Annotated in this window: 21 protein-coding genes; 9 read left to right on the forward strand and 12 right to left on the reverse strand. The window is 60.0% G+C overall.

Features of this window, described 5'->3' with window-relative positions:
• The first annotated feature begins 113 nt into the window (after positions 1-113).
• From DLM_RS02950 to DLM_RS02965, 4 genes are all read left to right on the forward strand, one after another.
• A complete protein-coding gene (locus DLM_RS02950; protein WP_145985755.1) occupies positions 114-1,514 on the forward strand; it encodes a sensor histidine kinase in 1,401 nt (466 codons plus the stop codon).
• A 21-nt stretch (positions 1,515-1,535) separates the two neighbouring features.
• Positions 1,536-2,048 carry a hypothetical protein gene (locus DLM_RS02955; RefSeq protein WP_145985756.1) on the forward strand — a complete coding sequence of 171 codons (513 nt, stop codon included), beginning with the start codon at positions 1,536-1,538 and terminating at the stop codon, positions 2,046-2,048.
• Positions 2,045-3,391 carry a sigma 54-interacting transcriptional regulator gene (locus DLM_RS02960; protein WP_089082689.1) on the forward strand — a complete coding sequence of 449 codons (1,347 nt, stop codon included), beginning with the start codon at positions 2,045-2,047 and terminating at the stop codon, positions 3,389-3,391. Before DLM_RS02955 ends, DLM_RS02960 begins: the two co-directional genes overlap by 4 nt.
• 239 nt (positions 3,392-3,630) lie before the next feature.
• A complete protein-coding gene (locus DLM_RS02965) occupies positions 3,631-3,957 on the forward strand; it encodes a BON domain-containing protein (protein ID WP_167467027.1) in 327 nt (108 codons plus the stop codon).
• A gap of 68 nt (positions 3,958-4,025) precedes the next feature.
• Here the strand turns inward: DLM_RS02965 and DLM_RS02970 are convergent, their stop codons facing one another.
• The gene (locus DLM_RS02970) at positions 4,026-4,379 is read right to left on the reverse strand and encodes a DsrE/DsrF/TusD sulfur relay family protein (protein ID WP_089082687.1); all 354 of its coding nucleotides are present in this window, start codon (positions 4,377-4,379) and stop codon (positions 4,026-4,028) included.
• A 289-nt stretch (positions 4,380-4,668) separates the two neighbouring features.
• Here DLM_RS02970 and putA point away from each other — a divergent pair, with 289 nt between their 5' ends.
• The 4 genes from putA (at position 4,669) to DLM_RS02990 (ending at position 11,224) form a co-directional block, all read left to right on the forward strand.
• Positions 4,669-8,265 carry a trifunctional transcriptional regulator/proline dehydrogenase/L-glutamate gamma-semialdehyde dehydrogenase gene (gene putA / locus DLM_RS02975; protein WP_089082686.1) on the forward strand — a complete coding sequence of 1,199 codons (3,597 nt, stop codon included), beginning with the start codon at positions 4,669-4,671 and terminating at the stop codon, positions 8,263-8,265.
• 206 nt (positions 8,266-8,471) lie between these two features.
• Positions 8,472-9,701 carry a branched-chain amino acid ABC transporter substrate-binding protein gene (locus DLM_RS02980; protein WP_089082685.1) on the forward strand — a complete coding sequence of 410 codons (1,230 nt, stop codon included), beginning with the start codon at positions 8,472-8,474 and terminating at the stop codon, positions 9,699-9,701.
• Between the two features lie 136 nt (positions 9,702-9,837).
• Positions 9,838-10,581, forward strand: coding sequence for a metallophosphoesterase (locus DLM_RS02985; RefSeq protein ID WP_089082684.1), 744 nt, complete (start codon positions 9,838-9,840; stop codon positions 10,579-10,581).
• A gap of 280 nt (positions 10,582-10,861) precedes the next feature.
• Positions 10,862-11,224 carry a DUF1289 domain-containing protein gene (locus DLM_RS02990; RefSeq protein WP_089082683.1) on the forward strand — a complete coding sequence of 121 codons (363 nt, stop codon included), beginning with the start codon at positions 10,862-10,864 and terminating at the stop codon, positions 11,222-11,224.
• A 7-nt stretch (positions 11,225-11,231) separates the two neighbouring features.
• Here DLM_RS02990 and DLM_RS02995 read toward each other — a convergent pair whose 3' ends face one another.
• On the reverse strand, positions 11,232-12,365 hold the full coding sequence (locus DLM_RS02995; RefSeq protein WP_089082682.1) for a M14 family metallopeptidase: 1,134 nt from the start codon (positions 12,363-12,365) through the stop codon (positions 11,232-11,234).
• 409 nt (positions 12,366-12,774) lie between these two features.
• On the opposite strand from DLM_RS02995, the gene DLM_RS03000 reads away from it, so the two are divergent.
• Positions 12,775-13,590 (forward strand): response regulator, encoded by an 816-nt coding sequence (locus DLM_RS03000; protein WP_167467028.1) that lies wholly within the window; start codon positions 12,775-12,777, stop codon positions 13,588-13,590.
• Between the two features lie 52 nt (positions 13,591-13,642).
• Here DLM_RS03000 and DLM_RS03005 read toward each other — a convergent pair whose 3' ends face one another.
• The 10 genes from DLM_RS03005 to hpaD all read right to left on the reverse strand — a co-directional run bounded on the left by DLM_RS03005 (position 13,643) and on the right by hpaD (position 24,800).
• Positions 13,643-14,581 carry a p-hydroxyphenylacetate 3-hydroxylase reductase component gene (locus DLM_RS03005; protein WP_089082680.1) on the reverse strand — a complete coding sequence of 313 codons (939 nt, stop codon included), beginning with the start codon at positions 14,579-14,581 and terminating at the stop codon, positions 13,643-13,645.
• A gap of 35 nt (positions 14,582-14,616) precedes the next feature.
• Positions 14,617-15,783 (reverse strand): p-hydroxyphenylacetate 3-hydroxylase oxygenase component, encoded by a 1,167-nt coding sequence (locus DLM_RS03010; RefSeq protein WP_089082679.1) that lies wholly within the window; start codon positions 15,781-15,783, stop codon positions 14,617-14,619.
• Positions 15,784-16,250: 467 nt separating this feature from the next.
• The gene (locus DLM_RS03015; protein WP_089082678.1) at positions 16,251-17,429 is read right to left on the reverse strand and encodes a porin; all 1,179 of its coding nucleotides are present in this window, start codon (positions 17,427-17,429) and stop codon (positions 16,251-16,253) included.
• A 107-nt stretch (positions 17,430-17,536) separates the two neighbouring features.
• A complete protein-coding gene (hpaX, locus tag DLM_RS03020) occupies positions 17,537-18,880 on the reverse strand; it encodes a 4-hydroxyphenylacetate permease (RefSeq protein WP_197715498.1) in 1,344 nt (447 codons plus the stop codon).
• Between the two features lie 200 nt (positions 18,881-19,080).
• Entirely contained in the window at positions 19,081-19,881 is an 801-nt protein-coding gene (gene hpaI, locus DLM_RS03025) for a 4-hydroxy-2-oxoheptanedioate aldolase (protein WP_089082677.1), read from the reverse strand.
• A gap of 154 nt (positions 19,882-20,035) precedes the next feature.
• Positions 20,036-20,839, reverse strand: a complete 804-nt coding sequence (gene hpaH / locus DLM_RS03030) for a 2-oxo-hept-4-ene-1,7-dioate hydratase (protein WP_089082676.1) — start codon at positions 20,837-20,839, stop codon at positions 20,036-20,038.
• A gap of 9 nt (positions 20,840-20,848) precedes the next feature.
• A complete protein-coding gene (locus DLM_RS03035; RefSeq protein WP_089082675.1) occupies positions 20,849-22,312 on the reverse strand; it encodes an NAD-dependent succinate-semialdehyde dehydrogenase in 1,464 nt (487 codons plus the stop codon).
• Complete coding sequence (locus tag DLM_RS03040; protein WP_089082674.1) at positions 22,309-23,502, reverse strand: Bcr/CflA family multidrug efflux MFS transporter; 1,194 nt, start codon at positions 23,500-23,502, stop codon at positions 22,309-22,311. The genes DLM_RS03035 and DLM_RS03040 overlap by 4 nt, the downstream gene beginning before the upstream one ends.
• Before the next feature lie 6 nt (positions 23,503-23,508).
• Positions 23,509-23,889, reverse strand: coding sequence for a 5-carboxymethyl-2-hydroxymuconate Delta-isomerase (locus DLM_RS03045; RefSeq protein ID WP_089082673.1), 381 nt, complete (start codon positions 23,887-23,889; stop codon positions 23,509-23,511).
• Positions 23,890-23,951: 62 nt separating this feature from the next.
• The gene (gene hpaD, locus DLM_RS03050; RefSeq protein ID WP_089082672.1) at positions 23,952-24,800 is read right to left on the reverse strand and encodes a 3,4-dihydroxyphenylacetate 2,3-dioxygenase; all 849 of its coding nucleotides are present in this window, start codon (positions 24,798-24,800) and stop codon (positions 23,952-23,954) included.
• Positions 24,801-24,820: the final 20 nt, after the last annotated feature.

Below are 24,820 nucleotides of genomic sequence, written 5' to 3' on the forward strand. Positions count from 1 at the left end.
GGGCTTTGTGCTTTGTGGCGTATGGTGGCAATGTGCAATGTGCGCTGCTTTGGTTTGTGAGCGCTGCTGATTGTGCCGGACAATGCTGGCATTACTTTGGCTATGGAGCACTGATGCTATTACGCCATCTGTCTTTCAAAACCTTGCTGGTTGCCAGCCTGTTTGTGGTGACGCTGATTCCTTCGTTGGCTTTGGTTCAAACTTGGTGGCATTTGCAGCAGCTGGCAGAACAGGTAGATCAAAGCCAGCGGCAAGCACAGCAGCTTGCCGAAACCATGCGTGTTTTTTCCAGCCAGGGCGAACTGTTTGAGCGTGCTAGCCGGCAATGGAATGTGCTGCATGACGATAGTTATGCCCATGCCGGACGTGATGCACTGGCCGGATTACAGCAACTGGCTGATCGGCTGAAGCACATGGATGATGAGGGGTTGCAGCGCTTGGGAGGGCGGCTGATGCTGTGGAGTCGACAGTCGCGGCTGCTGCTGGATGGCGCGGATCATCCTGCCAGTGCGTGGTCGAGCCAATATCTGGCTTTGGCCAGCCTGGGGGCCGAGCTTGAAACGCACATCAGGCAGCTTGCTGACGCGAGGCGACAGCAGTGGGATGGCAGCTTGCGAGACAAGCGCCAGCAGGCTGATCGGGTGGCCGTGTTGTCTCTGTGCCTTGCGATTGGATGTGGTTTGCTGCTGGCTTGGTTGCTGGTTCGGCCCTTGCAGCACTTGCGCAGCAAGATTGCCGCTCTGGCACAAGGTGTGCGAGGCCAGTCCTGGGGGATGTCCGCGCCTGTGGATATCGTGCAACTTGCGGCTGCGCTGGGGGAGCTGGATCAGCGTCTTGCCCGGCTGGAGGAAGATAAGGCTGACTTTTTTCGCCACGTTTCGCATGAACTCAAAACACCGTTGGCCGCCATTCAGGAGGCTTCCTCGCTCTTGCAGGACCAGATTCCAGGCCCTTTGCTGCCATCTCAGCAGGAAATCGTGGCTATCACGCTATCCAATACCCGTCTGTTGCGACAGCGTGTTGATGCGCTATTGATGCATGATGCGGCCAACTGGCTGGAGCGGCCGCTTGCCATGGCGCAGCATGATTTGTGTGCGCTGATTGCGGTGTCTGCCGCGGCCATGCAGCCATTACTGCAGCAAAAGCGGCTGCGTCTTGAATTGCCGTCTGGTATTTTGCTGGTACAGGTGGATCAGGAAAAACTCCGAACCATTATCGATAATCTTCTTTCTAACGCCATCAGGTTTTCTCCAAGTGATGGTGTCATTTCTGTAGAAGCGCTCAGGCTAGCTGACAGGACTATGGTGTCCGTCATGGATCAAGGTCCTGGAATTCCTGCCCAGCAGCACATGCTGGTATTTCAGCCCTTTTATACCGGGCCGGCGCCATTTGGCGAGCCGCCTGGAAGTGGTATTGGGCTGACCATGGTAAAAACCTTTGCTCAATTGATGGGTGGAGATGTCGAGTCATTACCGGCAGAACGAGGCGCGCATTTACGCGTCTGGTGGCCATGATCCTGCTGAGTGAACAAGTGCATGATGCGTAAAAATATATATGCCTTGCTGGTGCTGCTGATGGTGACCGGCTGTGCGGGCATCAGCGGGCGGCAGTCGCGCGATGGTGCTACCTCTGCTGGCGGCAGATACGCGCAACGTAGTTGCCCTGATGCGGATGCGGTGTTGGGCAGTGTTCGCCGGGGAAAAGAAAGCGTTGTGCCTGCTCGGGAGGCTTGTGCGGGTGACAGGCTGCGTTTTGTCGCCCAGCAACTACTGAATGGCGAGGCCAGGTTTGACACCATGCGCATACAGTTGGAACTGGCCAATGCCCAGTTACGACAGGAGCCCGCAGAGGGACTGAGCGGCTTATCCCTACTGTTGTCCGTGCAGTTAAACGAACGCAGGCGGCATGATGAGTCGCTGCAAAAAAGCAATGCCCAGTTGCTGGAGCAGCAGCACCGGGCGGATGAGTTGGCGGCAAAGCTGGATGCTTTGCGCCAGATTGAACAATCCATGGTCAACAAGGCCAGCAAGAAGAAAATACAGCCATGAAGCAAAGTGGACGCGTATTACTGGTTGATGACGATGCTGATCTGTTGCGCCTGCTTAGCCTGCGTCTTGAAGCTGCCGGCTATCTGGTAGACAAGGCTGCATCTGCCGAGGCTGCCTTGAGCGCACTGGCGGTACGTCGGGCGGATGTACTGCTGACTGACTGGCGCTTGCCTGGCATGAATGGCATGGATTTATTCGAACTGGTGAAAAAGAGTTATCCATCAATGCCGGTCATCATTCTGACTGCACATGGTACGGTGCCGGACGCTGTTGATGCGGTCAGTCGCGGTGTGTTCGGTTATCTGGTGAAGCCATTTGACAGTGCTGCCTTGCTGAATAAGGTGGAGCAGGCTTTACAGCTGTCTGCACCTGCCATGGTGGTGGATGATCAGAATGCCTGGCGTGCGGAAGTGGTGAGTTGCAGTCCCCTGATGGATGAGCTGCTGGCCGAGGCCCGTCTGGTTGCAGCAACGGATGCCAGCGTGTTGATCCGTGGCGAGAGTGGCACTGGCAAGGAAGTGCTGGCCCGCGCCTTGCACCGCGCCAGTCCGCGTGCCAGCGGGCCGTTTATCGCGGTCAATTGTGCGGCCATTCCGGATAACTTGCTGGAGAGTGAGTTGTTTGGTCATGAGAAGGGGGCATTTACCGGTGCTGCCGCACGTCATCAGGGTCTGATTGCCCAGGCCGATGGCGGCACTCTGTTTCTGGATGAGATCGGTGACATGCCGCTGGCCTTGCAGGTCAAGTTATTGCGCGTGCTGCAGGAGCGCGAGGTGCGACCGGTTGGTGCCAGCAAATCATTGGCGGTGGATGTGCGCGTCATCTCGGCGACGCATCGTGATCTGGAGTCGCTGATCGGAGACGGCCTGTTCCGGGAGGACTTGTTTTACCGACTGAATGTGGTGGCCTTGCAATTGCCTGCGCTCAGTGAGCGCAGGGAAGACATTCCCTTGCTGTCGCAACATTTTCTGGCGCAGCTATGTGAGCGTTATGGCAAGGAGGTGGCTGGTTTTGCCCCGGATGCCATGGAGTATCTGTGCAGCCTGCGCTGGTCTGGCAATATCCGTCAGTTGGCCAATGCGGTGGAGCAATGCTGTGTGCTTAGCACCTCTGGCTTGATTCCGCTGAGCCTGGTGCAAAAAGCCGTGTCTGATGGCATGGCCAGTATTCCAACACTGGCTGAGGCAAGACGTCAGTTTGAACGGGATTACCTGGAAAAGCTGCTGCGGGTGACTGCGGGCAATGCCAGTGTGGCCGCGCGCATTGCGGACCGGAACCGCACTGAATTTTATCGGCTGTTGCAAAAGCATGATTTGGTTGCATCTGCATTCAAGGAGTGTTGAAGCAGTCGCGGCCGCTCAACCCCTGTCGCCAAATGGCGACAGGGGTTTTTTATTTTAAATCAATGGCTTGGTGCTTTGTGGTGGTCCGGCTGTCGCCAGTTTGCGACAGAATGGCCCGGCTTGATGGGGTGGGTAGACGGTGTTTTTATGCAAGTTACTGTTATTAAAGGAAATTAAATAGCTGGCACGGCATTTGCAAAGACAGGGGAAACGCTCTTGTCGTGAGGTGTGGAATGAAAATGAAACGTTCTGGCTTGCTGCTTTTCTTGTTGCTTTCCCTGCAGGGTGCGATGGCTGCCGGCAGCTTGGTGCTTGATCCGATTGCTGAGCATGTTGCGGTTACCCACCTGTCGGCCGACGAAAAAATTGCCTGGGAATTGAATGAAGTGTTGAAGCCGCTGGCGGATGGTTCTGGCTCGGTGGTGCATCCTTGGGTAAAGGCCGGAATGGTGAGGCTACAGGGTTCAAGCCCCAGCCGGGATGCCATCCGGCATTTGCTGGAAGTGGCGGCCAATGTCCCCGGTGTGCGCGAAGTCCGCTCGGAAATGTCGATTCGTCCTATCTGACTGTCTATTGCTTGATGTGAACTGCCCTTTGGCCTGCCTTCCCCCCCGAGAGGCAGGCCTTTTTTTATTCAGAAGCTGAGCACCTTGTCTGCTTCCAGTGTCCAGCCTGCTAGCTCTGGCATGGTGCTTATCTTTACCCCGGGCAGCAGGCGTGTCTGATCCAGCCCGCGTGCCTCGGCACAGCTGCGGCAAACATAGACTGCCACGCTGTGTGCCATGGCTTCTGTCAGCATCTCGCCCAGGCTGGGACCAGCCGTATTGCCCTGACCGCTTTGTGCGGTAATGACGGCATCAGAAATGAGAAACAGTTTGATACGACTGGGCTGGCTATGGCTGGCGAGGGCAAGTGTCAGGCGTAGTGCGCTAAGGATGCGTTCGCTGCCATAGGGGCTGGCATTCAGGGTCAATAAAATATTCTGCACGGCTATCCTGTCATTGGCTACAAAGTGGAAACGGCGTGACAAGTGCTGCTGGTATTGGGGGCATGCCGTTTTACTAAGCTACAGCGTTGTGGCAATGCAACAGCTACACGCAGTTGCGGCAAGCCAAATAATAGGACAAGTCGCTTGATTTGCCTTGCTCGTTTGCCTTGGATGCAATATTAACTTCTACGAATATTTTATATTGTCGAACAAAGAAAAATGCAATTGTATACAATAGGCAAATCTTAACCGGTACAAACCGGGCTGCGAACAAAATCGGGAGTTTTCCATGCAATTCGAGGTGTTTGCCCTAAACCAGAGCGACTTGCGCGATGCCATTACATCCGCATACCGTCGCGATGAACAGGAATGTGTACAGGCCTTGTTGCCGCAGGCGGCTTTGCAGCCGGCACAGGTAAGCGCTACCCAGGACCTGGCGCGTCGCCTGGTCAGCCAGGTGCGGCATGAGCGTACGCGCTCCAGCGGGGTGGATGCCCTGATGCATGAATTCTCGCTGGATAGTGCGGAAGGCATTGCACTGATGTGTCTGGCGGAAGCCTTGCTGCGTATTCCGGACAAGGAAACGGCCGACAAGCTGATCCGCGACAAGATTTCCCGTGGCGACTGGAAAGCCCACCTGGGCAACAGCTCCTCCTTGTTCGTCAACGCCGCGGCCTGGGGCCTGGTGGTGACCGGCAAGCTGGTTTCCTCGCACAGCGAGCAAGGCCTGTCTGCCGCCATGACCCGTCTGATCGCCAAGGGCGGCGAGCCGCTGATCCGCAAAGGCGTGGACATGTCCATGCGCATGCTGGGTAAGCAGTTTGTCACCGGTGAAACCATCGAACAGGCGCTGGAAAATGGCCGTGAGCGCGAAGCACGCGGTTATCGCTTCTCCTACGACATGCTGGGTGAAGCCGCCATGACCGAGGATGATGCTCAGCGTTACATGAAAGACTACGTGATGGCGATTCACGCCATCGGCAAAGAGTCTGCCGGTCGCGGCATTTACGATGGTCCGGGCATTTCGGTGAAACTGTCCGCCATTCACCCGCGTTACAGCCGCGCCAAGCGTGAACGCGTGATGACCGAGCTGTATGCCCGCCTGAAGGAATTGTTGGTTCTGGCCAAGCAATACAATATCGGCCTGAATATCGATGCCGAAGAAGCCGACCGCATGGAGCTGTCGCTGGACTTGCTGGAACAACTGGCTTTCGACAAGGACCTGGCAGGCTGGAACGGTATTGGTCTGGTGGTGCAGGCTTACCAGAAGCGCTGCCCGTTCATCATCGATTATCTGGTGGATCTGGCACGCCGCTCCGGTCACCGCTTCATGGTACGTCTGGTGAAGGGTGCTTATTGGGATGCCGAAATCAAGCGCGCCCAGGTGGATGGCCTGCCGGGCTACCCGGTGTATACCCGCAAGGTGTATACCGATATTTCCTATCTGGCATGTGCCAAGCGTCTGCTGGCCGCACAGGATGCCATCTACCCGCAATTTGCCACCCACAATGCCTACAGCCTGTCCGCCATTTATCAACTGGGCCAGGGTCTGGATTACGAATTCCAGTGCCTGCACGGCATGGGTGAAACCCTGTACGACCAGGTGGTGGGCAAGGACAATCTGGGCAAGGCCTGCCGTATTTACGCGCCGGTAGGTTCGCACGAAACCCTGCTGGCTTATCTGGTACGCCGCCTGCTGGAAAACGGTGCCAATAGCTCCTTCGTCAACCGCATCGTCGACGAAAACGTATCCATCGACGAACTGGTGACCGACCAGGTGGCGGAAGCCGCCAGCCATGCCGGTCAGCCGCATCACAAGATTGCCCTGCCGGTTTCCCTCTATGGCAGCGAGCGTCAGAATTCCAAGGGCCTGGACCTGTCCAGCGAGCATGTGCTTGCCGCCCTGCAAATCGGCCTGCAAGGCTCGGAACAGCAGCAGTGGCTGGCCAGCCCCTTGCTAGGTGATGCTGATATCAGCGAAGGCGACAAGCTGCCGGTACGTAACCCGGCCGACCACGCCGACATCGTCGGTGAAGTGATTGAAGCCACGCCGGAACATGTGGAACGTGCCTTGCAACTGGCCGAAGCTGCCGCCGCACGCTGGGCTAATACCCCGGTGGCAGACCGCGCCGGCTGCCTGAACCGCATGGCCGACCTGATGGAAGACCACATGCCGGCACTGATGGGCCTGGCAGTGCGTGAAGCGGGCAAGACCCTGAGCAATGCCATTGCCGAAGTGCGTGAAGCGGTGGACTTCTGCCGTTACTATGCCGCGCAGATCGTCGCCAATTTCGACAATGCCACCCACCAGCCGCTGGGCCCGGTGGTGTGCATCAGCCCGTGGAACTTCCCGCTGGCCATCTTCATTGGTGAAGTGACCGCCTCGCTGGCCGCCGGTAACCCGGTGCTGGCCAAACCGGCCGAGCAGACCAACCTGATTGCCGCCTATGCCGTGCGTCTGCTGCACGAAGCCGGCGTGCCACGCGATGTGCTGCAACTGCTGCCGGGCCGTGGCGAAATCGTCGGTGCGGCACTCACCAGCGATGCGCGTATCCAGGGCGTGATTTTCACCGGTTCCACCGAAGTGGCACAAATCATCAACCGCACCCTGGCCAAGCGTGGCGAGGACGTGGTGCTGGTGGCCGAAACCGGCGGCCAGAACGCCATGATCGTGGACAGCTCGGCCCTGCCGGAGCAGGTGGTGACCGATGTGCTGAGCTCGGCCTTCGATTCGGCCGGTCAGCGTTGTTCCGCCTTGCGCGTGCTGTACCTGCAAAGCGATATCGCCGACAAGGTGATCGCCATGATCAAGGGTGCCATGGCCGAACTGACCGTGGGCAACCCGGCCAAGCTGAGTACCGATGTCGGCCCGGTGATTGATGCCGAAGCCCAGGCCGGCCTGTTGGCACACATCGACAAGATGAAGCAGCGTGCGCGCTGGTTCTACCAGACCCCGCTGTCGGAACAATGCCAGCAAGGGACGTTTGTAGCGCCGACGCTGTTTGAAATCGACAACCTGTCCGACCTCACCCGCGAAGTATTCGGCCCGGTACTGCATGTGCTGCGCTTTGAAGCCAGCCAGCTGGACAAGGTGGTGGCCGAAATCAACAGCACCGGTTACGGCCTGACCCACGGCATTCACAGCCGTATCGACGAAACCATCAACAATATTGTCGACAAGATCAAAGTGGGCAATGTCTACGTCAACCGCAATATCGTGGGTGCGGTGGTGGGTGTGCAGCCCTTCGGCGGCGAAGGCAAGTCCGGTACCGGCCCCAAAGCCGGTGGCCCGTTCTACCTGTACCGTCTGACCCGCGCTGCATGGGCGCCCAAGCTGGCCTTGCAGCCGGTGGCCGCCAATCTGTCCGGTCTGTCCAAGCTGGCCGCGGTGGCGGACAGCATGGGTGTGCCTGGCCTGGCTGCCCGTATTGATGCCGCACGTCGCGCCTCGCCCTTGACTCATCAGGTCAGCCTGCCTGGCCCGACCGGTGAAAAGAACACGCTTTGCTTTGCCGCCCGCGGCAAGGTAGGGTGCGTGGCCAGCAGTAGTGCAATGCTGGCTGAACAACTGGTGGCCGTACTGGCTACCGGCAATGTGGCAGTGCTGGCGGACTCGCCGGCCAATCGCCAACTGGCCGCCACGCTGGGCAGTCACGTCGAGTTGACGCAAGACGTACTGACCGCGTCGCTGGATGCCGTGCTGTATGAGGGGAACGATGCTGCCAAGGCGCGTCAGCAACTGGCGCAGCGTGATGGTGCGCTGATTCCCCTGGTACTGGCCGGCAAGGATGGCTACAACCTGCATCGTCTGGTGGTGGAACGCGCAGTCAGCGTCAACACCACCGCGGCGGGCGGTAATGCCAGCCTGATGAGTATTGGCGACTGATGACCCGGACCGCCCCGGTGCCACCTTCTCCAGTTGACGGGAATGGTCACAAACCGGGGCTCAACGGTGCGATCTGTGCCAAGCTACTTGTCATGTGCTGTCGGCATTGGAATAATGCCGCCAGCGTTTTAACTTACAACAAGCTCGCTGCATGAGATCTGTCCGTCACAAGCGGACAGGAGAGACCGAAAGATAGAGGATTCAAGATGCAATTCACCAAGCTGACCACCGTTACCATCGCTGTCGCTGCTGCGCTGGCACTGTCTGCATGTGGCAAAAAAGATGACGCCGCCGCGCCGGCTGGCGCATCTGCCCCGGCCGCTGCCGCCGCTGGTGGCGATACCGTCAAGATCGGCTTTGCCGCACCGCTGACCGGCCCGCAAGCCCACTATGGCGAAGAATACAAAAACGGCGTGACTCTGGCCATTGAAGATGCCAACGCCGAGAAGCCGACCATCGGTGGCAAGCCGGTGACTTTCGAACTGGACGCCCAGGATGACCAGGCCGACCCGAAAACCGCAACCCAACTGGCCCAGAAGCTGGTGGACGACAAGGTAGCCGGCATCATCGGTCACTTCAACTCCGGTTGCGCCATCCCGGCCTCCAAGATCTACTCTGACGCCGGCATCCCGATGATTGCCATGGCGACTTCGCCGGTATTTACCGCACAAGGCTTCAAGAACACCTTCCGTTCCATGACCTCTGATACCCAGCAAGGTAGCGTGATGGGCAAGTTCGTGGTGGACACCCTGAAAGCCAAGAAGATCGTCATTGTTGACGACCGCACCGCTTACGGCCAAGGCCTGGCTGACGAATTCGAAAAAGCCGTCAAGGCTGCCGGTGGCGACGTGGCCAAGCGCGAATTCACCAATGACAAGGCAACCGATTTCGCTGCCATTCTCACCTCCATCAAGAGCGTGAATCCGGACGTGATCTTCTACGGTGGTGCTGACGCCCAGTCCGCCCCGATGGCCAAGCAGATGAAGCGCCTGGGTCTGAAGGCTCCGCTGATCTCCGGCGAAATGACCAAGACCCCGAACTTCCTGCAACTGGCTGGCAAGGAAGCCGAAGGCTCCATCGCCTCGCTGGCTGGCCTGCCGCTGGAACAAATGCCCAAGGGCAAGGAATATGCCGACAAGTACAAGGCACGTTTCAAGACCGACGTAGCCACTTACTCCCCGTACGGCTATGACGCGACCCGCGCGCTGATCCAGGCGATGAAGGATGCCAACTCCACCGATCCCAAGGCTTACCTGCCGGTACTGGCCAAGATCAAGTACTCCGGTGTGACTTCTTCCAACTGGACCTACGACGACAAGGGCGACCTGAAAGACGGCGGCATTACCGTGTACAAGGTTGAAGGCGGTCAGTGGAAAGTGATGCAAACCATCGGTGGCGGCGCTGCCGCTCCGGCTGCGGCATCTGCCGCTCAGTAATTCAGACTGGCAGTCCCGACAGAAACGGCGCAGACCCTGCGCCGTTTTTTCATGTATATACGCTGACAATTTTCCGCATTGGCCGGACAGATGTGCATAATGCAGCGATAAATGAATAAAACCTTTGTGATTGTGTATGAGTGAGTTGTTTGTCAGCCTGCCCGCCAACCAGAACGGTCGCGATTTTGTCGTGGGCGATGTCCACGGCTGCTTTACCGAATTACGCCAGTTACTGGAAACCGTGGTGTTTGACGGTAGCCGCGACCGGCTGTTTTCCGTCGGTGATCTGGTGGATCGTGGTCCCGAATCGCGTCAGGTGCTGGAGTGGCTGGCCAAGCCCTGGTTTTATGCCGTGCGGGGCAATCATGAACAGATGGCGCTGGAATTCGACCTGGCGCAAACCGACGCTTGCGAGCGCTATCTCAACAATGGCGGCGGCTGGTTCATCTGCCTGGCGGAACGCGACAAGCAAGCCTACCGTGACGCATTCAACCGCTTGCCACTTGCCATCGAGCTTGCTTGTGAGCATGGCCTGATCGGCCTGTTGCATGCCGACTGCCCATTGGATGATTGGAATGTCCTGCGTGCGCAATTGGCGCAGCCTGAGCCCTGGGGCAAGGAGGGCGGCAAGCTGTTGCGGCAGATTACCTGGTGCCGTCTGCGCGCCAAGGGAATGCCGCGCAAGCCGGTTGTCGGCGTATTCATGCTTTGCGTCGGTCATACACCGCAATCCAGAGTGCGCAGCATCGATAATGTCTGGTATCTGGATACCGGCGGCGTCTATGGTCGCAGCTTGAGCATGCTGCAGCTTGATACCTTGCAGACGCATAGTGTCAACGTGGCTGACAAGGGGTATAGCAGTGATGTGATGGAAGGGTGAGATGCGGACATGCGGGTAATGACATTTTCTTGAGCATGGACAAGCCAGCGGTTTGTATCTCCATGTCATGGTTGTGACTTGCTATCATGCCGTATGATTGTTGGTGTCTGGTCCCGCGTGTCGGGTTAGAACGATTCCCTTGTAGCAGGTTGTATATGTATCAATCGTGTAGCATTTCCTCCCGGCCCCAATCCGGCCGCGGCAGTCTGGCGCTGCCCTTGTGCTCAACGTCGGTGTTGACTGGCTCGACCAGGCTCAGTCTGGTGAGCAGGTACCAGACATGAGACAGCCTATCCCCTCGCCATGTCAGCAGCGTTGCCAACTGGATGCCACCGGAGAACACTGCACCAGTTGCCGACGTACCATCAAGGAAATCGCCGGTTGGCCCGGTTTCAGTGATTTCGAGAAAAAAGCGGTGTGGAACCGTTTGCTGTCCTTGCCGCCACAAGCCCAGGCCAAGGTGTGTCAGCAGTGTGGCGATAGTTTCAGTTGCGGTGCCAGCGGGCCGGCAGAGCGCTGCTGGTGTGAGAAACTGCCACAGGTGATACCGCTGGGCGAGGAGGGCGCAGACTGCCTCTGCCCATCCTGCTTGTTGCTGGCCATTGCCAGGGCAGCATCTGCTGCTGCCCCTGATGTGGGCTAAGCGCCCCTCATGCTGACAGCAACTTGCCAGTCTTGAATGCTTGACTGGTTGCCACCTTGGCCACGCTCATTCCTGCCGTGGCGTAGGGGTGCAGTTCATGTGCATACAGCATGCCGCCATAGGCCGAACTGAGTACCGTTACCTTGTCCTGCAGGGGGTCGATAATCTCAGCCACAGGCTGGCCCGCCGCGACCACACTGCCCGGTGGCAGCAGGAAACTGATGACGCCAGGGTGGGGGGCCACCAGGTTTTCCGATCCTGCCAGCGGCGTGGCCGGGTAGGGCAGTGGCGGCATGGCGGCTGGCGCATCGCCGCTGATCAGCCCACGCCAGCGCAGGAAATCCAGAATGGCAGTAGCATCCTGCCGGGCCAGTTGCCGGTTAACCTGGTGCTGGCCACGTAATTCCACCGTGACCGACAGACAGGCCATATCAATCGGTACATCCAAGCCATCTTGCTGGCACCGTGCCTGCAGTTCCCACCAGGTCTGGCTGCAGGCTTCGTCAAATGGATAATCACCAGAGTCGGTGGCCAGCAACTGCGCGTGGGATTGCAGATAGCGCGCCAGTGGTTCGCACTGCTCCCATAGCGGGGTGCCGGTATACACATGCAAGGCGGCATTGCTGTCGCAGTGCAGGTCCAGCACGATATCGGCATCGGCAGCCAGCAGCATCAGCGTTTTGCGCAGGCTGACCAACTCGGTCGGTTCCGGCAGTTGGCGCAGGTGTCGACGCATGGCTGCGCGGATAAGGGCTGTATTGGCTTTTGCGTTTGCACCCAACTGGTTCTTGACCTCGGCATACACGGCACTGGTCAACTGCGGGTAGTGGCGGTTGAAATTCTGTCCGCTGGCCAGATCGAAGCGTCCCAACTGATAACCTTGCAGCGACTGTGCATGCCCGATGGGGTTGGCCTGGGGAACCAGAATGATTTCGCCGGCAATCTTGCCTTGCTGTTCCAGCGTCAATAGCGTCTGTTTCAATTCCCAGGCAGTCAGCATGCCCGGCAGTTCATCCGCATGCAGTGATGCCTGGATATAAGCCTTGCCGGCCTGGCTGCCGGCTGGGCCGAAATGGAAGCTGGAAAGCTTACGCTCAGTGCCCAGGCAGCTTGAGGTAAGGGGGTGGTGGTGGTGGATCATGCTTGCTCCGTCTTTGGCCACTGCAATGAGCTGGCCTTGTTGCCATCAAGCAGCAATGTAACGCGTTGTGTTCTGGCTGTCTGCATTGATTCAGTCCCTGGTCTGCAGCCTGGATGAGACAGCCTGACGGTTTTTGCCAGGCCAATTGGCATGGTAAATCCCGGCGATTGGCATGATCAGAATTTTCCTATTGTTTGTTGAGAAATAACCCGGATAGTGATGCCGTTCCTCTTTCTAAGCTTGTAGTGCTTCTTGCGCCAGCCTTGCTGTGTGAGTTGTAGGCGCGGTGTCCGGATCAACCGTGTACATCCGCATGGCTGTTCTGCGTAAGGGAGTGGGCGTATCCGTATAATCAAAAACAGGTGTCAGTGTCATGTCAAACAATCAGATTCTTTCAATGATGCAACGCATGAATAATCCGTTGCACAGCGCTGTATCCGAATCAGGACCCGCTGCTTATGGTGCGGCGGAGAGCCAGGCCCTGCCTGCCGGGGATCTCTGGGCTCATGGTCTGCAGCCACGGGTATTGGTGGCTGAGGATAATCTTGCCAACCTGTTTCTGCTCAACAGCCAGTTGCAGCGGCTGGGATGTGAAGTGCTTGGGGTCAGTAATGGCCTGGAGGCGCTGACGCAATGGCGACAAGGCCAGTTTGATTGCCTGCTGACTGATCTGGGCATGCCGCAGTTGGATGGTTTCTGCCTGGTACGGCAATTGCGCAAGGACGGTGACATGCGCCCGGTCATCGGCATCTCGGCCGATCCTGGCGAGCAGGAGCGGCAGCGTGCGGCTGAGGCCGGTTTCAATATCCTGCTGGCCAAGCCGGTCAGCTTGTCGGTTCTGCATACCACCTTGCTGCGGTTTGCCCTGGCCAGCAGCATGCAGCGGCTGCCGGTATATATGGATGACAGCCTGGCGGCCCTGTTTGATGGCGACGCGGGACTGATGAAAAAATTTGTGGCCCGCTTGCTGGACAGTAACCGGCAGGATCTGGCCGAAGCGTTTGTCTTGTATGGCCAACAGCAGTGGGGTGAGCTGGCGCAGGTGCTGCACAAGATCAAGGGAGCTGCCCGGCTGATTGACGCACAGCAGGTGGCACGTGATTGTGAGCAGATGGAAAAAGCCTGCAAGGCAGCCAATCAGGAACAGGTAGGCATTCTGTTGGAAGACCTGCGGCTGCGGCTACAGACACTGGAGGACAGTTTGCAGGCCAAGGCCATGCTGTGATGCCGTGAGGCAGCTTCAGGCGCGCAACGGCACCTGAAGCTGTCAGCCCCCGTTAGCGCTGGCGGATGATGCCCTGCAGCACCTTTTTCAGTACCGATATCTGTTCCTCGTCCAGATGTCCCAGCAGTTCCTGTTGTTGTTGCTCTGCCAGATCATGCAAGGCTTCTGCCTGCAGGCTTCCCTGGTGGGTCAACTGGTAGTGCTGGCCCTCCTGGCTGATCAGCTCCTTGCGCAGCAGCATGGCCACTGCCTGCTCAACCTCCCGCTCAGGCAGATTGACCTCAGCATGCAAGGCTGTCAGATCAAGTCCGTTTTCCAGCACCAGCAGCATGCGTGCCTCGCTGGTACTCAACCCGGTGGCCAGTTGGCGTGGCTGATAGTGGTGCTGATAGGTACGCACGGCCTGGGTCAACAGATAGTAGATATTGTTATACAGTCGCTTTTGCAGCGTGCTGCACGCGTTGGACGGTGCTTCTTTCTTCCGCTGCAAGCTGTGCGGCAATGCCATGGCATAGCTGCCCTGGTGATAGAGCAATGGAGCCCGGCCAAAATCGTCCAGTGCCACCACCTTGCCCAGCATGATCCAGTGGTCGCCACCATCATGCATGGCATGGCGCTCACATACAAAGCGCGCGGCACAGTCTTCCAGCAGCGGTGTGCCACTGGCACCTTGCGTGTGTGCCACCCCGGCAAAGCGGTCGTCACTGGGGCGGGCAAAGCGGTTGGACAGGCTGATCTGGTCTGCGGCCAGGATATTGACGGCAAAGTGGCTGGCCGAGGCAAATACCGGGTAGCTGCCCGAACGCTTGTCTATGCTCCACAGAATCAGTGGCGGGTCCAGTGATACCGAGTTGAAACTGTTGGCGGTAATGCCCACTTTCTGCCCATCGGGGCTGCAGGCCGTCATCACGGTGACGCCGGTGGCAAAATTGCCCAGTGCGCGGCGCAACAGGCGTGGGTCATCCACGCCGGCAGATGGCTTGGTATGCATCCTTGTCTCCTTGCTTTTTGTTGTGCTGGCAGGATTCAGACCATGCTCGGGTCGGGTTCCAGACCCATCAGTTCGCGGCCAAGAATCTGGGCGCAGACATCGTAGTCGGTATAAGCGTGGGCACCGGTCATGTGCGAATCACGGAACAGGCGTTGCAGCTCGTTGCCCTCCATCCAGCTGGTGGCACCGGCGGCGCTGAACAGGCGGTCCACCGCTTCGATGCACATCTTGACCGCATACGCCTGATTGGTACGCCAGTAGGCCAGTGTCAGGCGGTCCGGGTAGGCACGGCGACGGCCGTGAGCGGCATGATCCTGCCAGGTCTTTTCCAGCAAGGCGCGGGCGGCGGCCACCTGGTGGGTGGATTCGGCCAGACGCATCAGGGCCGGCGTGGCAGTGCCGACGCTGGCACCGGTATAGGCCCGCACGCGGTTGGCGGTTTTGTCCTTGAAGGCCTGCAACATGCGTTCGGCAATACCCAGGCTGATGGCGGCAAAGCCGCTGGCAAAGTAGGGGCGGTACGGGGTGGTGAAAATATCGCTGTCCGGGTACAGGCCAAAGCCGCTGGAGCGGCCTTCCATCATGTCCTTGGCTGCCTCGATACGATGATTGGGGATGAAGGCATTGCGAATCACCAGGGTTTTGGAGCCGCTGCCCTTCATGCCCATGGCAAACCAGTTGTCGCGGATTTCATAATCGCTGCGTGGCAGCACGCCAAAGCTGTACACCAGTTCGCCCGCGGCATTTTTGCGGCGCATGCCGACAATCGCCCATTCGGCATGGTCACAGCCGCTGCTCCAGCCCATTTCACCGCTCAGATAAACACCACCCTGGGCTTCTTCGATCTGGCTGAACGGGGCAATGCTGCTGCTGGCGGTGGCATCCGGGTTGTTGGCCCATACTTCGTCCTGCAATTGTTGTGAGAACATGGCCAGTTGATGGCTGTGGGTACACAGCAGGCTGAATGCCCAGGCGGTGCCGCCACAGGCAGCGGCCAGTGCGGCCACGCAGTCGGCAAACTCCGGCAGGGAGATTTCCAGCCCGCCGTATTTCTTCGGCTGGAAGGCGCGATGCATGCCAATGCCTTTGAGCAGGCGGATGTTTTGTTCCGGCACCTGGCGCATGGCTTCTGCCTGGTCTGCGTTGGCGGCGATTTCCGGCAGGATTTGCTGCAGCCTGGCCAGCAGGGTGTTCTCGCTCATGGTGATGTCTCCTGTTGCATGTATTTAATTAATAACTTAACTATTTGTTGGGGCTAACCTGGAATCCGGGCGCGCCAATCCGTGTTTCTTATGATGTGATACCGCTGCGATGTGCCGTATCTGCCTGCATTATGAGGTGCTGTTTTAGGGCAAGAAATACACGTTTCATGGGGAGTATTGTACTTTTCATGGATTTTCCCTTTGGTGCAGCTCGCAAGCAGGACAAAAATACCTGTCACTTTCTGAAAAGAATGCGCGGCGACCATCTTCAACTGGCAAGGCAAGGGCGGGGATGGGGCTGGATAGGTAAGCCTGTGCAAGCAATGAGTGAGCTGGCAGGCCCGGCTTGCCGGGGCCTGTGGCAGGACATCAGTTTCCAGGTCAGCAGCCTGCAGCCGCTGCTGCAGCAGCGGCGCACAAGGATGGTGCAGCGAAATGGAGGGTCTGCCCATCAGGGATGGTTGGCGTCAGAAGCTGTGGCGCAGCCCCATGGCCAGCCCATGTACCGTACTGCCAGCAGGCACAGTGCCAATACTGCTGAAGCCGAAATCATAGGCGGCGCTGCCATGATTCCAGATTTGCGCATAGAGGGCTTTCAGCGTGGAGTGACGCGACAGGTCGTATTCGTAGCCCAGCTCGGCATGGCGTGCCCGCCCGCTATCGCTGACGGTGCTGCCTTGCAGCTTGCCGGATGCGCCATACTGGCTGATCAGCCGGCCATGGTCGCCGACGCCGATAACGGCCTGGGCATACCACACATTCTGGCTGAGGCTGCTGCCCTGATAACTGGCGGCGGCAGTGGGGGTGAGATGGCCATCGGTGTGGTCGAACAGCAGACCGATACGGCTGACTTCGCCAAAACGGTAATAGCCGCCAGCGCGCAGGTTCCATACCTGGCGGAACTGGGTTGTGCTGCTGGCAGCATCATCCACGCCGGTGTCGATGCGCTCATAAGCGGAGGTCAGCAGCCATGGGCCACCGCGATAGCTCAGCCCGAGGTCAAACACGCTGGCGGCATGGCTGGCACCTGTGGCGCGCGTTTCCACCGTGTCATAGCCCACGGTTGCCGTCAGCCCCTGCCAACTGGGGCTGGTGTACTGCACGGCATTCTTGCGGCGGGTGTCGAAGGGGCTGGTGCGCACCAGGGTGTTGCCATTGCCATCGGCTGGGGTGGCGCTGCCATAGCTTTTCAGCAGGCCGTCTGTGGACAGGATATTGCCCAGCTTGCCCAGCAGCGCGCCGGACATGCCAATGCCGGTATTGCCCTGATTGACATCCAGCATGCCTGCCACCACGCGGGTGGGCGGGCTGATCAGGCCGGCCTGCACATTGCCGGCGGGCGTGGCGAGGCCGACAAAGCTGTCACGGGTACCAAAAGTGGCATAGGACGGCGCGCTGTCCAGCCACAGATTGCTCTCCAGCTGCCAGTAGGCGCTCAGTCCCTTGCCCAGCTCTTCACGGCCCTTGAAGCCGATCAGCGAACTGTCCGAACTGATGCGGCGCACGCTGTTGCCGGGCTGACCGTTGGCAGCGCCACGGGTGCCGACCGATTCGATGGTTTCGTCCAGCGTGCCGTACAGGGTGACGTCGGCGTGGGCCAGCAGTGGCAGCAGGAACAGGGCTGCCCAAAGATGTTTGCCTTGCATGGTATGGCTCCGGTTTGGCCTGCGTTGGCGATTGATGGACGCAGGCCGTCGCGGTGTGCGGCCCTGAGGCCGGACACCGTGCAGGTAAATAGGGAAGGGTTAATGGCTCAGTGGCGGGCCGGCTTTTGCAGCGGAATCAGCAGAAACACCAGGGCACCTATCAATAAGGCGGCCACCGCATACAACAGGCCGCTGGTGAAGCTGTGCGACATGTCCTTGAGCCAGCCCACCACGAAGGAGCTGAGCGCCGAACCGATATTGCCGGTGGCGTTGATCAGCGCAATGCCCACCGCCTTGGCCTTGGTCGACAGCGTGGTGTCGGGGGTGGTCCAGAAAATGGTCATGGCGGTAAAGGAACCGGCCGAAGCCATCACGATGCCGGCCAGCCGCACCACCGGGTCACCGGCATAGGCGCTCAGCAGCCAGCCTGCAGCGGCAAACAGCATGGGCAGCACGGTATGCCATTTGCGCTCCTGGGTGCGGTCGGAACGCGCGCCCCACCACAGCATCAGCAAAATGGTGCCTAGCTGCGGAATGGCGGCCAGGATGCCGATGGTGACATTGCTGCTGCCGGCATTGAAGCTTTTGACGATTTGCGGCACCCAGATATTCACCATGCTCAGGGTGTTGACCAGGCAGAAATAGGCGAAGGCGAATTTGAGCACCGTGGGTTGCAGCAGCTCGTGCAGCACGCCGGAATGTTGCTGGGCAGGCTGATGTGCTTCTGCGTCCAGCATGCCTTGCAGGCAGCGCTTTTCTTCCGGGCTGAGCCATTTTGCCTTGGCGGGGGAGTCATCCAGATAAAACCACACCACCACGCCCAGCAGGACCGAGGGCAGGCCCTCCACCAGAAACAGCCATTGCCAGCCGGCCAGTTGCCAGATGCCGTCCATTTCCAGCAGATAGCCGGATACCACCGAACCCAGCGCTGCCGTTACCGGCATGGCAATCATGAACAGGGCATTGGCGCGGGCGCGGTAGATGCGCGGAAACCAGAGGGTGAGGTAGACCAGCATGCCGGGCAGGAAGCCGGCCTCGGTAATGCCCACCAGCGCACGCAGGATGTACAGGCTGGTGGCGTCATGGGCAAACATGGTGGCGGTGGAGGCAAAGCCCCAGGCCACCATGATGCCGGCCATCCAGCGCCGCGCACCGATACGGCTGAGCATCATGTTGCTGGGAATGCCGCACAACACGTAGGTGATGTAAAAGATGGTGGCGGCAAAGCCGAACATGGTGGCCGTCAGGTTCAGGCTCTTGGCCATGGTGAGGCCGGCAAAGCCGATGTTGATGCGGTCCAGAAAGGAAAATACGAACAGGATGAACAGAAACCAGATCAGGCGTCCGGAGACTTTGCGGATTACCCGCTGTTCTTGCTGTGTGTCGTGCTTGTGCGCCTGATCCATCAGGTCGGGCGCGGTGTGGCAGGTCGTGGCTTTATCCAGACTCATGCGCATCTCCTCTATTGTGTGCCGGGAGCGTTCCGGCGTGTTGTCCTTTGTCGTGGTGCCTGCTCTTGCTGGCAGATCACCTTGCTGCGGTGTGCTAAGTGGCGGTGCGGTCCTTTCGGTTGTGGTTAATTGAATATATTAATTATCTGGTGGCTGAACACAGAGCCAGCGGACAGCCCGGCAGGCTGCCCGGTTTTGTTTCAGTACACCCCACTGGCACCGGCCTGCTGGCCGCCAGTCTTGAAGCGTCCGGCCAGTGCTTCGGCACTGCGCGCCAGCACGGTGCTGTCCACGCCCACGGCGACAAACTGCGCACCCAGTTCAATGTAGTGGCGGGCCAGTTTTTCATCGGCCATCAGGATGCCGGCCGCCTTGCCCTGGGCACGGATGCGGGCGATGGCCTGTTCGATGGCGGCTTGCACTTCCGGGTGGGCAGGCTGGCCGAGATAGCCCATGTCGGCGGACAAATCTGCCGGGCCGATGAACACGCCATCCACGCCGGGCGTGGCGGCAATGGCATCCAGATTGTTGAGGCCCTGACGGGTTTCAATCTGCACCAGCACGCACAGCTCGTCTTCCGCATGCTTGAGGTAGCCCTCGATGCGGTTCCAGCGCGAGGCGCGGGCAATGGCGCTGCCCACCCCGCGGATGCCATGCGGTGGATAGCGGGTGGCGGCTACCGCCAGTGCCGCTTCTTCGGCTGTCTGCACCATGGGCAGCAGTAGGGTTTGCGCGCCAATGTCCAGAATCTGCTTGATGCGTACCGGGTCGTTCCATACCGGGCGTACCACCGGGTGGCTGGGGTAGGGGGCGATGGCCTGCAGTTGGGCCAGCATGTCGGTAAGTGTGTTGGGCGCGTGTTCGCCGTCGATCAGCAGCCAGTCGAAACCGGCAGCGGCCAGCAGCTCGGCGCTGTAGGGGCTGGCCAGGCTCAGCCACAGGCCGATCTGCACTTCACCATTCTTCAGTGCGGCCTTGAAGCGGTTGGGTGGGTTCTGCATGCGATTCTCCTTTAGTGCGGCTAACAGCAGCTAACAAGTGCGCTGTGCCGCTGGGCTGGTTTTTTGCAATCTGTTTCAGGTGCCGCTAACAAAACCTGGTAGAGAGCCTGGGCCAAGGCGGCGCAACGCTGGAGCGGGGGTTTTGTTATCGGATTTAAACAAAGCGGCAGCTGATGGCACCCAGCGGGCCATAGTCCACATGGAAGGTATCGCCAGCACGTGCCGGTACCGGGCGGGTGAAGGAGCCACCCAGAATCACCTGACCGGGCTTGAGGCTGACATCAAACGGTGCCAGCTTGTTGGCCAGCCAGGCCACACCATTGGCCGGGTGGTTCAGCACTGCTGCGGCCACGCCGGACTCCTCGATCACCCCGTTGCGGTACATCAGCGCGGATACCCAGCGCAGGTCCAGTTCGGACGGTTTGACCGGGCGGCCGCCCATCACCACGCCGGCATTGGCAGCGTTGTCGGAAATGGTGTCGAACACCTTGCGCGGGCGACCGGATGTCGGGTCGATGGACTGGCTGCGCGCGTCGATGATTTCCAGTGCCGGAATGACAAAGTCGGTGGCCTGATACACATCGAACAGGGTGATGTCCGGGCCTTTCAGCTCCTTGCCCAGAATGAAGGCCAGCTCCACTTCCACCCGCGGCACGATGAAGCGGCTGGTGGGAATGTCGCTGCCATCATTGAAGAACATGTCGTCCAGCAGGGTGCCGTAATCCGGTTCGTTGATCTGCGAGGACATCTGCATGGCACGCGAAGTCAGGCCGATCTTGTGGCCCTTGATCGTGCGGCCTTCTGCCAGTTTCATCTCCACCCAGCAGCGCTGGATGGCATAGGCGTCTTCAATAGTGATGTCCGGGTAGTCCAGCGAAATCTGGCGGATCTGCTCGCGTTGCTGCTCGGCTTGATGCAGGCGGCGGGCGGTAGTGTGGATGATGTCTTGCGTTAGCATGTGGTCTCCTCAGTTGGCGATGCCGCCAAAGCACAGGTATTTGGTTTCCATGAATTCTTCCAGCCCCAGCCGTCCGCCTTCGCGACCCAGCCCGGACTGCTTGATGCCACCAAACGGGGCGACGGCGGTGGAAATGGCCCCTTCGTTGATGCCCACCATCCCCGCTTCGATGGCTTCGGCCACCCGCCAACAACGGCTGACATCGCGGCTGAAGAAGTAGGCGGCGAGGCCCGACTCGCCGCTATTGGCCAGACGGATGGCCTCGGCCTCGTCGTGAAAGCGGATCAGCGGAGCCAGCGGGCCGAAGGTTTCTTCCTGTGCCACCTGCATCTGTTCGGTGACATCGGCCAGTACCGTAGGCTGAAAGAAGTTGCCGCCGCGTGCATGCGGCGCACCGCCGCTGAGCACCCTTGCCCCCAGGCTGACGGCGTTGGCTATATGGCGCTGCACCTTGGCCACCGCGGCCTGGCTGATCAGCGGGCCTTGCTGCATGCCGGGCTCGCTGGCAGGGCCAACCTGTAGCGCAGCCACGGCAGCGGCGAGTTTGGCGGCAAAGGCATCGTAGATGCCGTCCTGCACCAGCAGGCGGTTGGCGCAGACGCAGGTCTGGCCGCTGTTGCGGAATTTGGCAAACAGCGCGCCCTGCACGGCGGCATCCAGATCGGCATCGTCAAACACGATGAAGGGGGCGTTGCCGCCCAGCTCCAGCCCCAGTTTTTTCAACGTGTCGGCGCACTGACGCATCAGCAATTTGCCGACAGCGGTGGAGCCGGTGAAGCTCAGCGCCCGCACCAGCGGGCTGCCGGTCAGTTCAGCGCCGATGCCCACCGCATCAGTGCCGGTGACGACATTGAATACGCCGGGCGGCAGGCCAGCCTGCTCGGCCAGTGCCGCCAGCGCCAGTGCGGACAAGGGCGTTTCCGCTGCCGGTTTCAGCACCACGGTACAGCCGGCGGCCAGTGCCGGAGCCACCTTGCGGGTAATCATGGCGTGGGGAAAATTCCACGGCGTGATGGCCGCCACCACGCCCACGCCCTGGCGCACGGTGAGCAGGCGCTTGTCGCTAAAGGGGCTGGGAATCACTTCGCCGTACACCCGTTTTCCCTCCTCGGCAAACCATTCGATATAGCTGGCACCATAGGCAATTTCGCCGGTGCTCTCGGCTGGCGGTTTGCCTTGCTCCTGGCTGATCAGCGCCGCCAGCTCCTGCTGGTGTTGCAGGATCAGCGCATGCCAGCGCAGCAGCATGGCGGCGCGCTGCTGTGCAGTCAGTGCCCGCCAGCCGGGCAGGGCAGCATGGGCGGCCTGAATGGCCGCGCAGGTTTCTGCTGCGCCCAGATCGGCCACACGGGCCAGCAGTGCGCCGCTGGCCGGGTTGTGTACGGCAAATTGCTGCGCACCGGATAGCCATTGGCCGTTGATATAAGCCTGTTCACGCAGCAGGGACGCGGATGGGCGGGAGTGGGAGTTCATGTCGGTTTCCGGGAAAAACGGATCAATTGCAGACTCAGCCAGGCAGCGACACCACAGGCCATCACCAGCAGATTCATGGCGTGTGGGCTGCCATCAAACAGGCTGGCCACCAGTGCGCTGGCCAGCATGCCGCAGCCAAACTGGCCGGACACCGCCAGCGCCATCACCGCGCCGGCCCGGTCGGCATGCAGTTGCAGCAGCCGGGCCATGGCATTGGGGCCGATGCTGCCGGTCATGCCCACGCTGAACAGCAGTGGCAGCACCGTCAGCCACAGGCTGTGCGCACCCAGCAGCCACAGTGCCAGCCCGGCCACCGCCACCACCCCGCATTGCCATTGCAACAGGCTGTCGATGGCATGCCGCCGCAACAGGTGGCGGTTGAGCTGGCTGAACAGCACGATGGCGACGATATTCAGCCCGAACAGATAGCCGTAATGCTGCGCGGCCACGCCGAAGTACTGGATGTACACAAAGGGCGAGCCGGTGATGTAGGCGAACATCGCGCCAAAGCTCAGCCCCAGCGCCAGGCTGTAGCCCATGGTGGCCAGGTGTTGCAGCAGATGGCCGTAGGCACGGAAGGCTTTGCCCAGCGTGATGTCCGACCGAGCGGATGGCGGATGGCTTTCCGGCAACTGCCATACCACCAGTGCCAGTGACACCGCACCCAGCAGCGCCAGCAGCAGGAACAGGCTGCGCCAGCCGGCCAGCAGCAACAACCAGCCACCCAGCAGCGGGGCCAGCAAGGGGGCGATCATGGTGATTTGCTGCATCAGCGTCAGCACATGGCTGGCCTCGCTCAACGGAAAGGCATCGCGCACGATGGTGCGTGCCATCACCGTGGCCGCACCACCGCCCATGGCCTGCAGCACGCGCAGGGCAATCAGCTGTTCTGCCGTTTGCGCGGCAGCGCAAGCCAGGCTGGCCAGCACATACAGGCTGAGGCCGGTCAGCAGTACCGGGCGGCGGCCATAGCGGTCGGACAGCGGGCCGTACAGCAGCATGCCGCCGCAAAAGCCGGCCAGAAAGCTGCCGATGGTCAGCTGGATGCGTGCTACCGGCGCGGCCAGATCCGCCGCAATGGCGGGCAGGGCGGGCAGATACATGTCGATGGACAGTGGGCCGAAGGCCACCAGCACCCCCAGCAGCACGATCAGCCTTACCTGTTGCTGTGCCTGACTTGCGGTATGCATGGCGGCTTATCTGAAACGCTGATGGACGTTGTTGTGCTTGTAGCTGAGCTTGGCCTCCAGCTCGCTCAGCTCAAAAGTGAGGGCCAGATAGCGGGCATCGAACAGCGAGGCAAAGTGCTGTTTGATCAGCGCAAACAGGCCCTCGGCGGTGCGCTCGCGTTCTTCAAACGTGCGGCCGTGGCCGATTTTCAGGCTCATGTGGACAAAGGCGTAGTCGGCCTCGCCATCGGCCATGCGCCAGGTGTCCAGCCAGATGGCGCGGCTGCGGATGCCCGCCACCGGGTAGAGGCCGGTGCCAATCAGGTAGGCATGGGCTTTTTCGAACAGGCCGGGCAGGTCGGCCTGCTCGCGGATATTGTCGGTGCATTCGACGATGAAATGCGGCATGGAATCCTCCGGGAAAAACTGCCAGCCGGTTCTGTGCCGGGCTGGCAGTGTTGGGCAAGCAATCAGACGGGAAGTACCACGTTGATCTGGCCGGTGCCGGAGCTGCCAAAATAAGGCGTGATCACCTCGGCCTTGCCCTGGTATTCGTCCCAGCCCAGCGCGCCCAGCAGCATGGCGGTGTCGTGCATGAAGCCTTCGCCATGACACTTTTCCGCATACTCCGGCAGCATGGCGCAGAAGGTTTTCCAGTCGCCGCGCTGCCACATGGCCACCACGTCGTGATCGAAGCTTTCCAGAAAGGGGCTCCACACCTTGTGCAGGTATTGCTCGGCCACGCCGTTCTGGGCAAAGCGGTGCGACAGCGAACCGCTGGCGAAGAAGGCCACCTTGCCGTCGTACTGTTCTTCCACCGCCTGGCGCATGGCCATGCCCAGCCGGGCGCTGTCGGCCAGGTTGTGTACCGTACACATGGCAGACACCGACACCACCTTGAAATGCTGGTCGGCATTCATGTAGCGCATCGGCACCAGCGTGCCGTACTCCAGCGCCAGCGTGGTGGCCTCATGCGCACGGGTGTGTACCCCGGCCTTGGTGGCGGCATCGGCCAGCAACTGGCCCAGCGCCGGATTGCCCGGATAGGCATAGGGCAGGTTCTTGATGAAATGCGGCAGTTCGTTGGAGGTGTAGACCCCTTCAAAGGCCGGGGCGCAATTGACGTGGTAGCCGGAGTTCACCAGCCAGTGGGTGTCGAACACCACGATGGTGTCCACCCCCAGTTCGCGGCAGCGGCGGCCGATTTCCTTGTGGCCGTCGATGGCGGCCTGACGGCAGCCTTGGTGCTGGCCGGGCAGTTCGGAAAGATACATCGACGGCACATGTGTGATCTTGGCCGCCAGGGCGAGTTGTCCCATGGAGTGTCTCCTTTGTAGTC

Origin of the sequence: Aquitalea magnusonii (genome assembly GCF_002217795.2) — a bacterium.
GTDB classification, from domain to species: domain Bacteria; phylum Pseudomonadota; class Gammaproteobacteria; order Burkholderiales; family Chromobacteriaceae; genus Aquitalea; species Aquitalea magnusonii_B.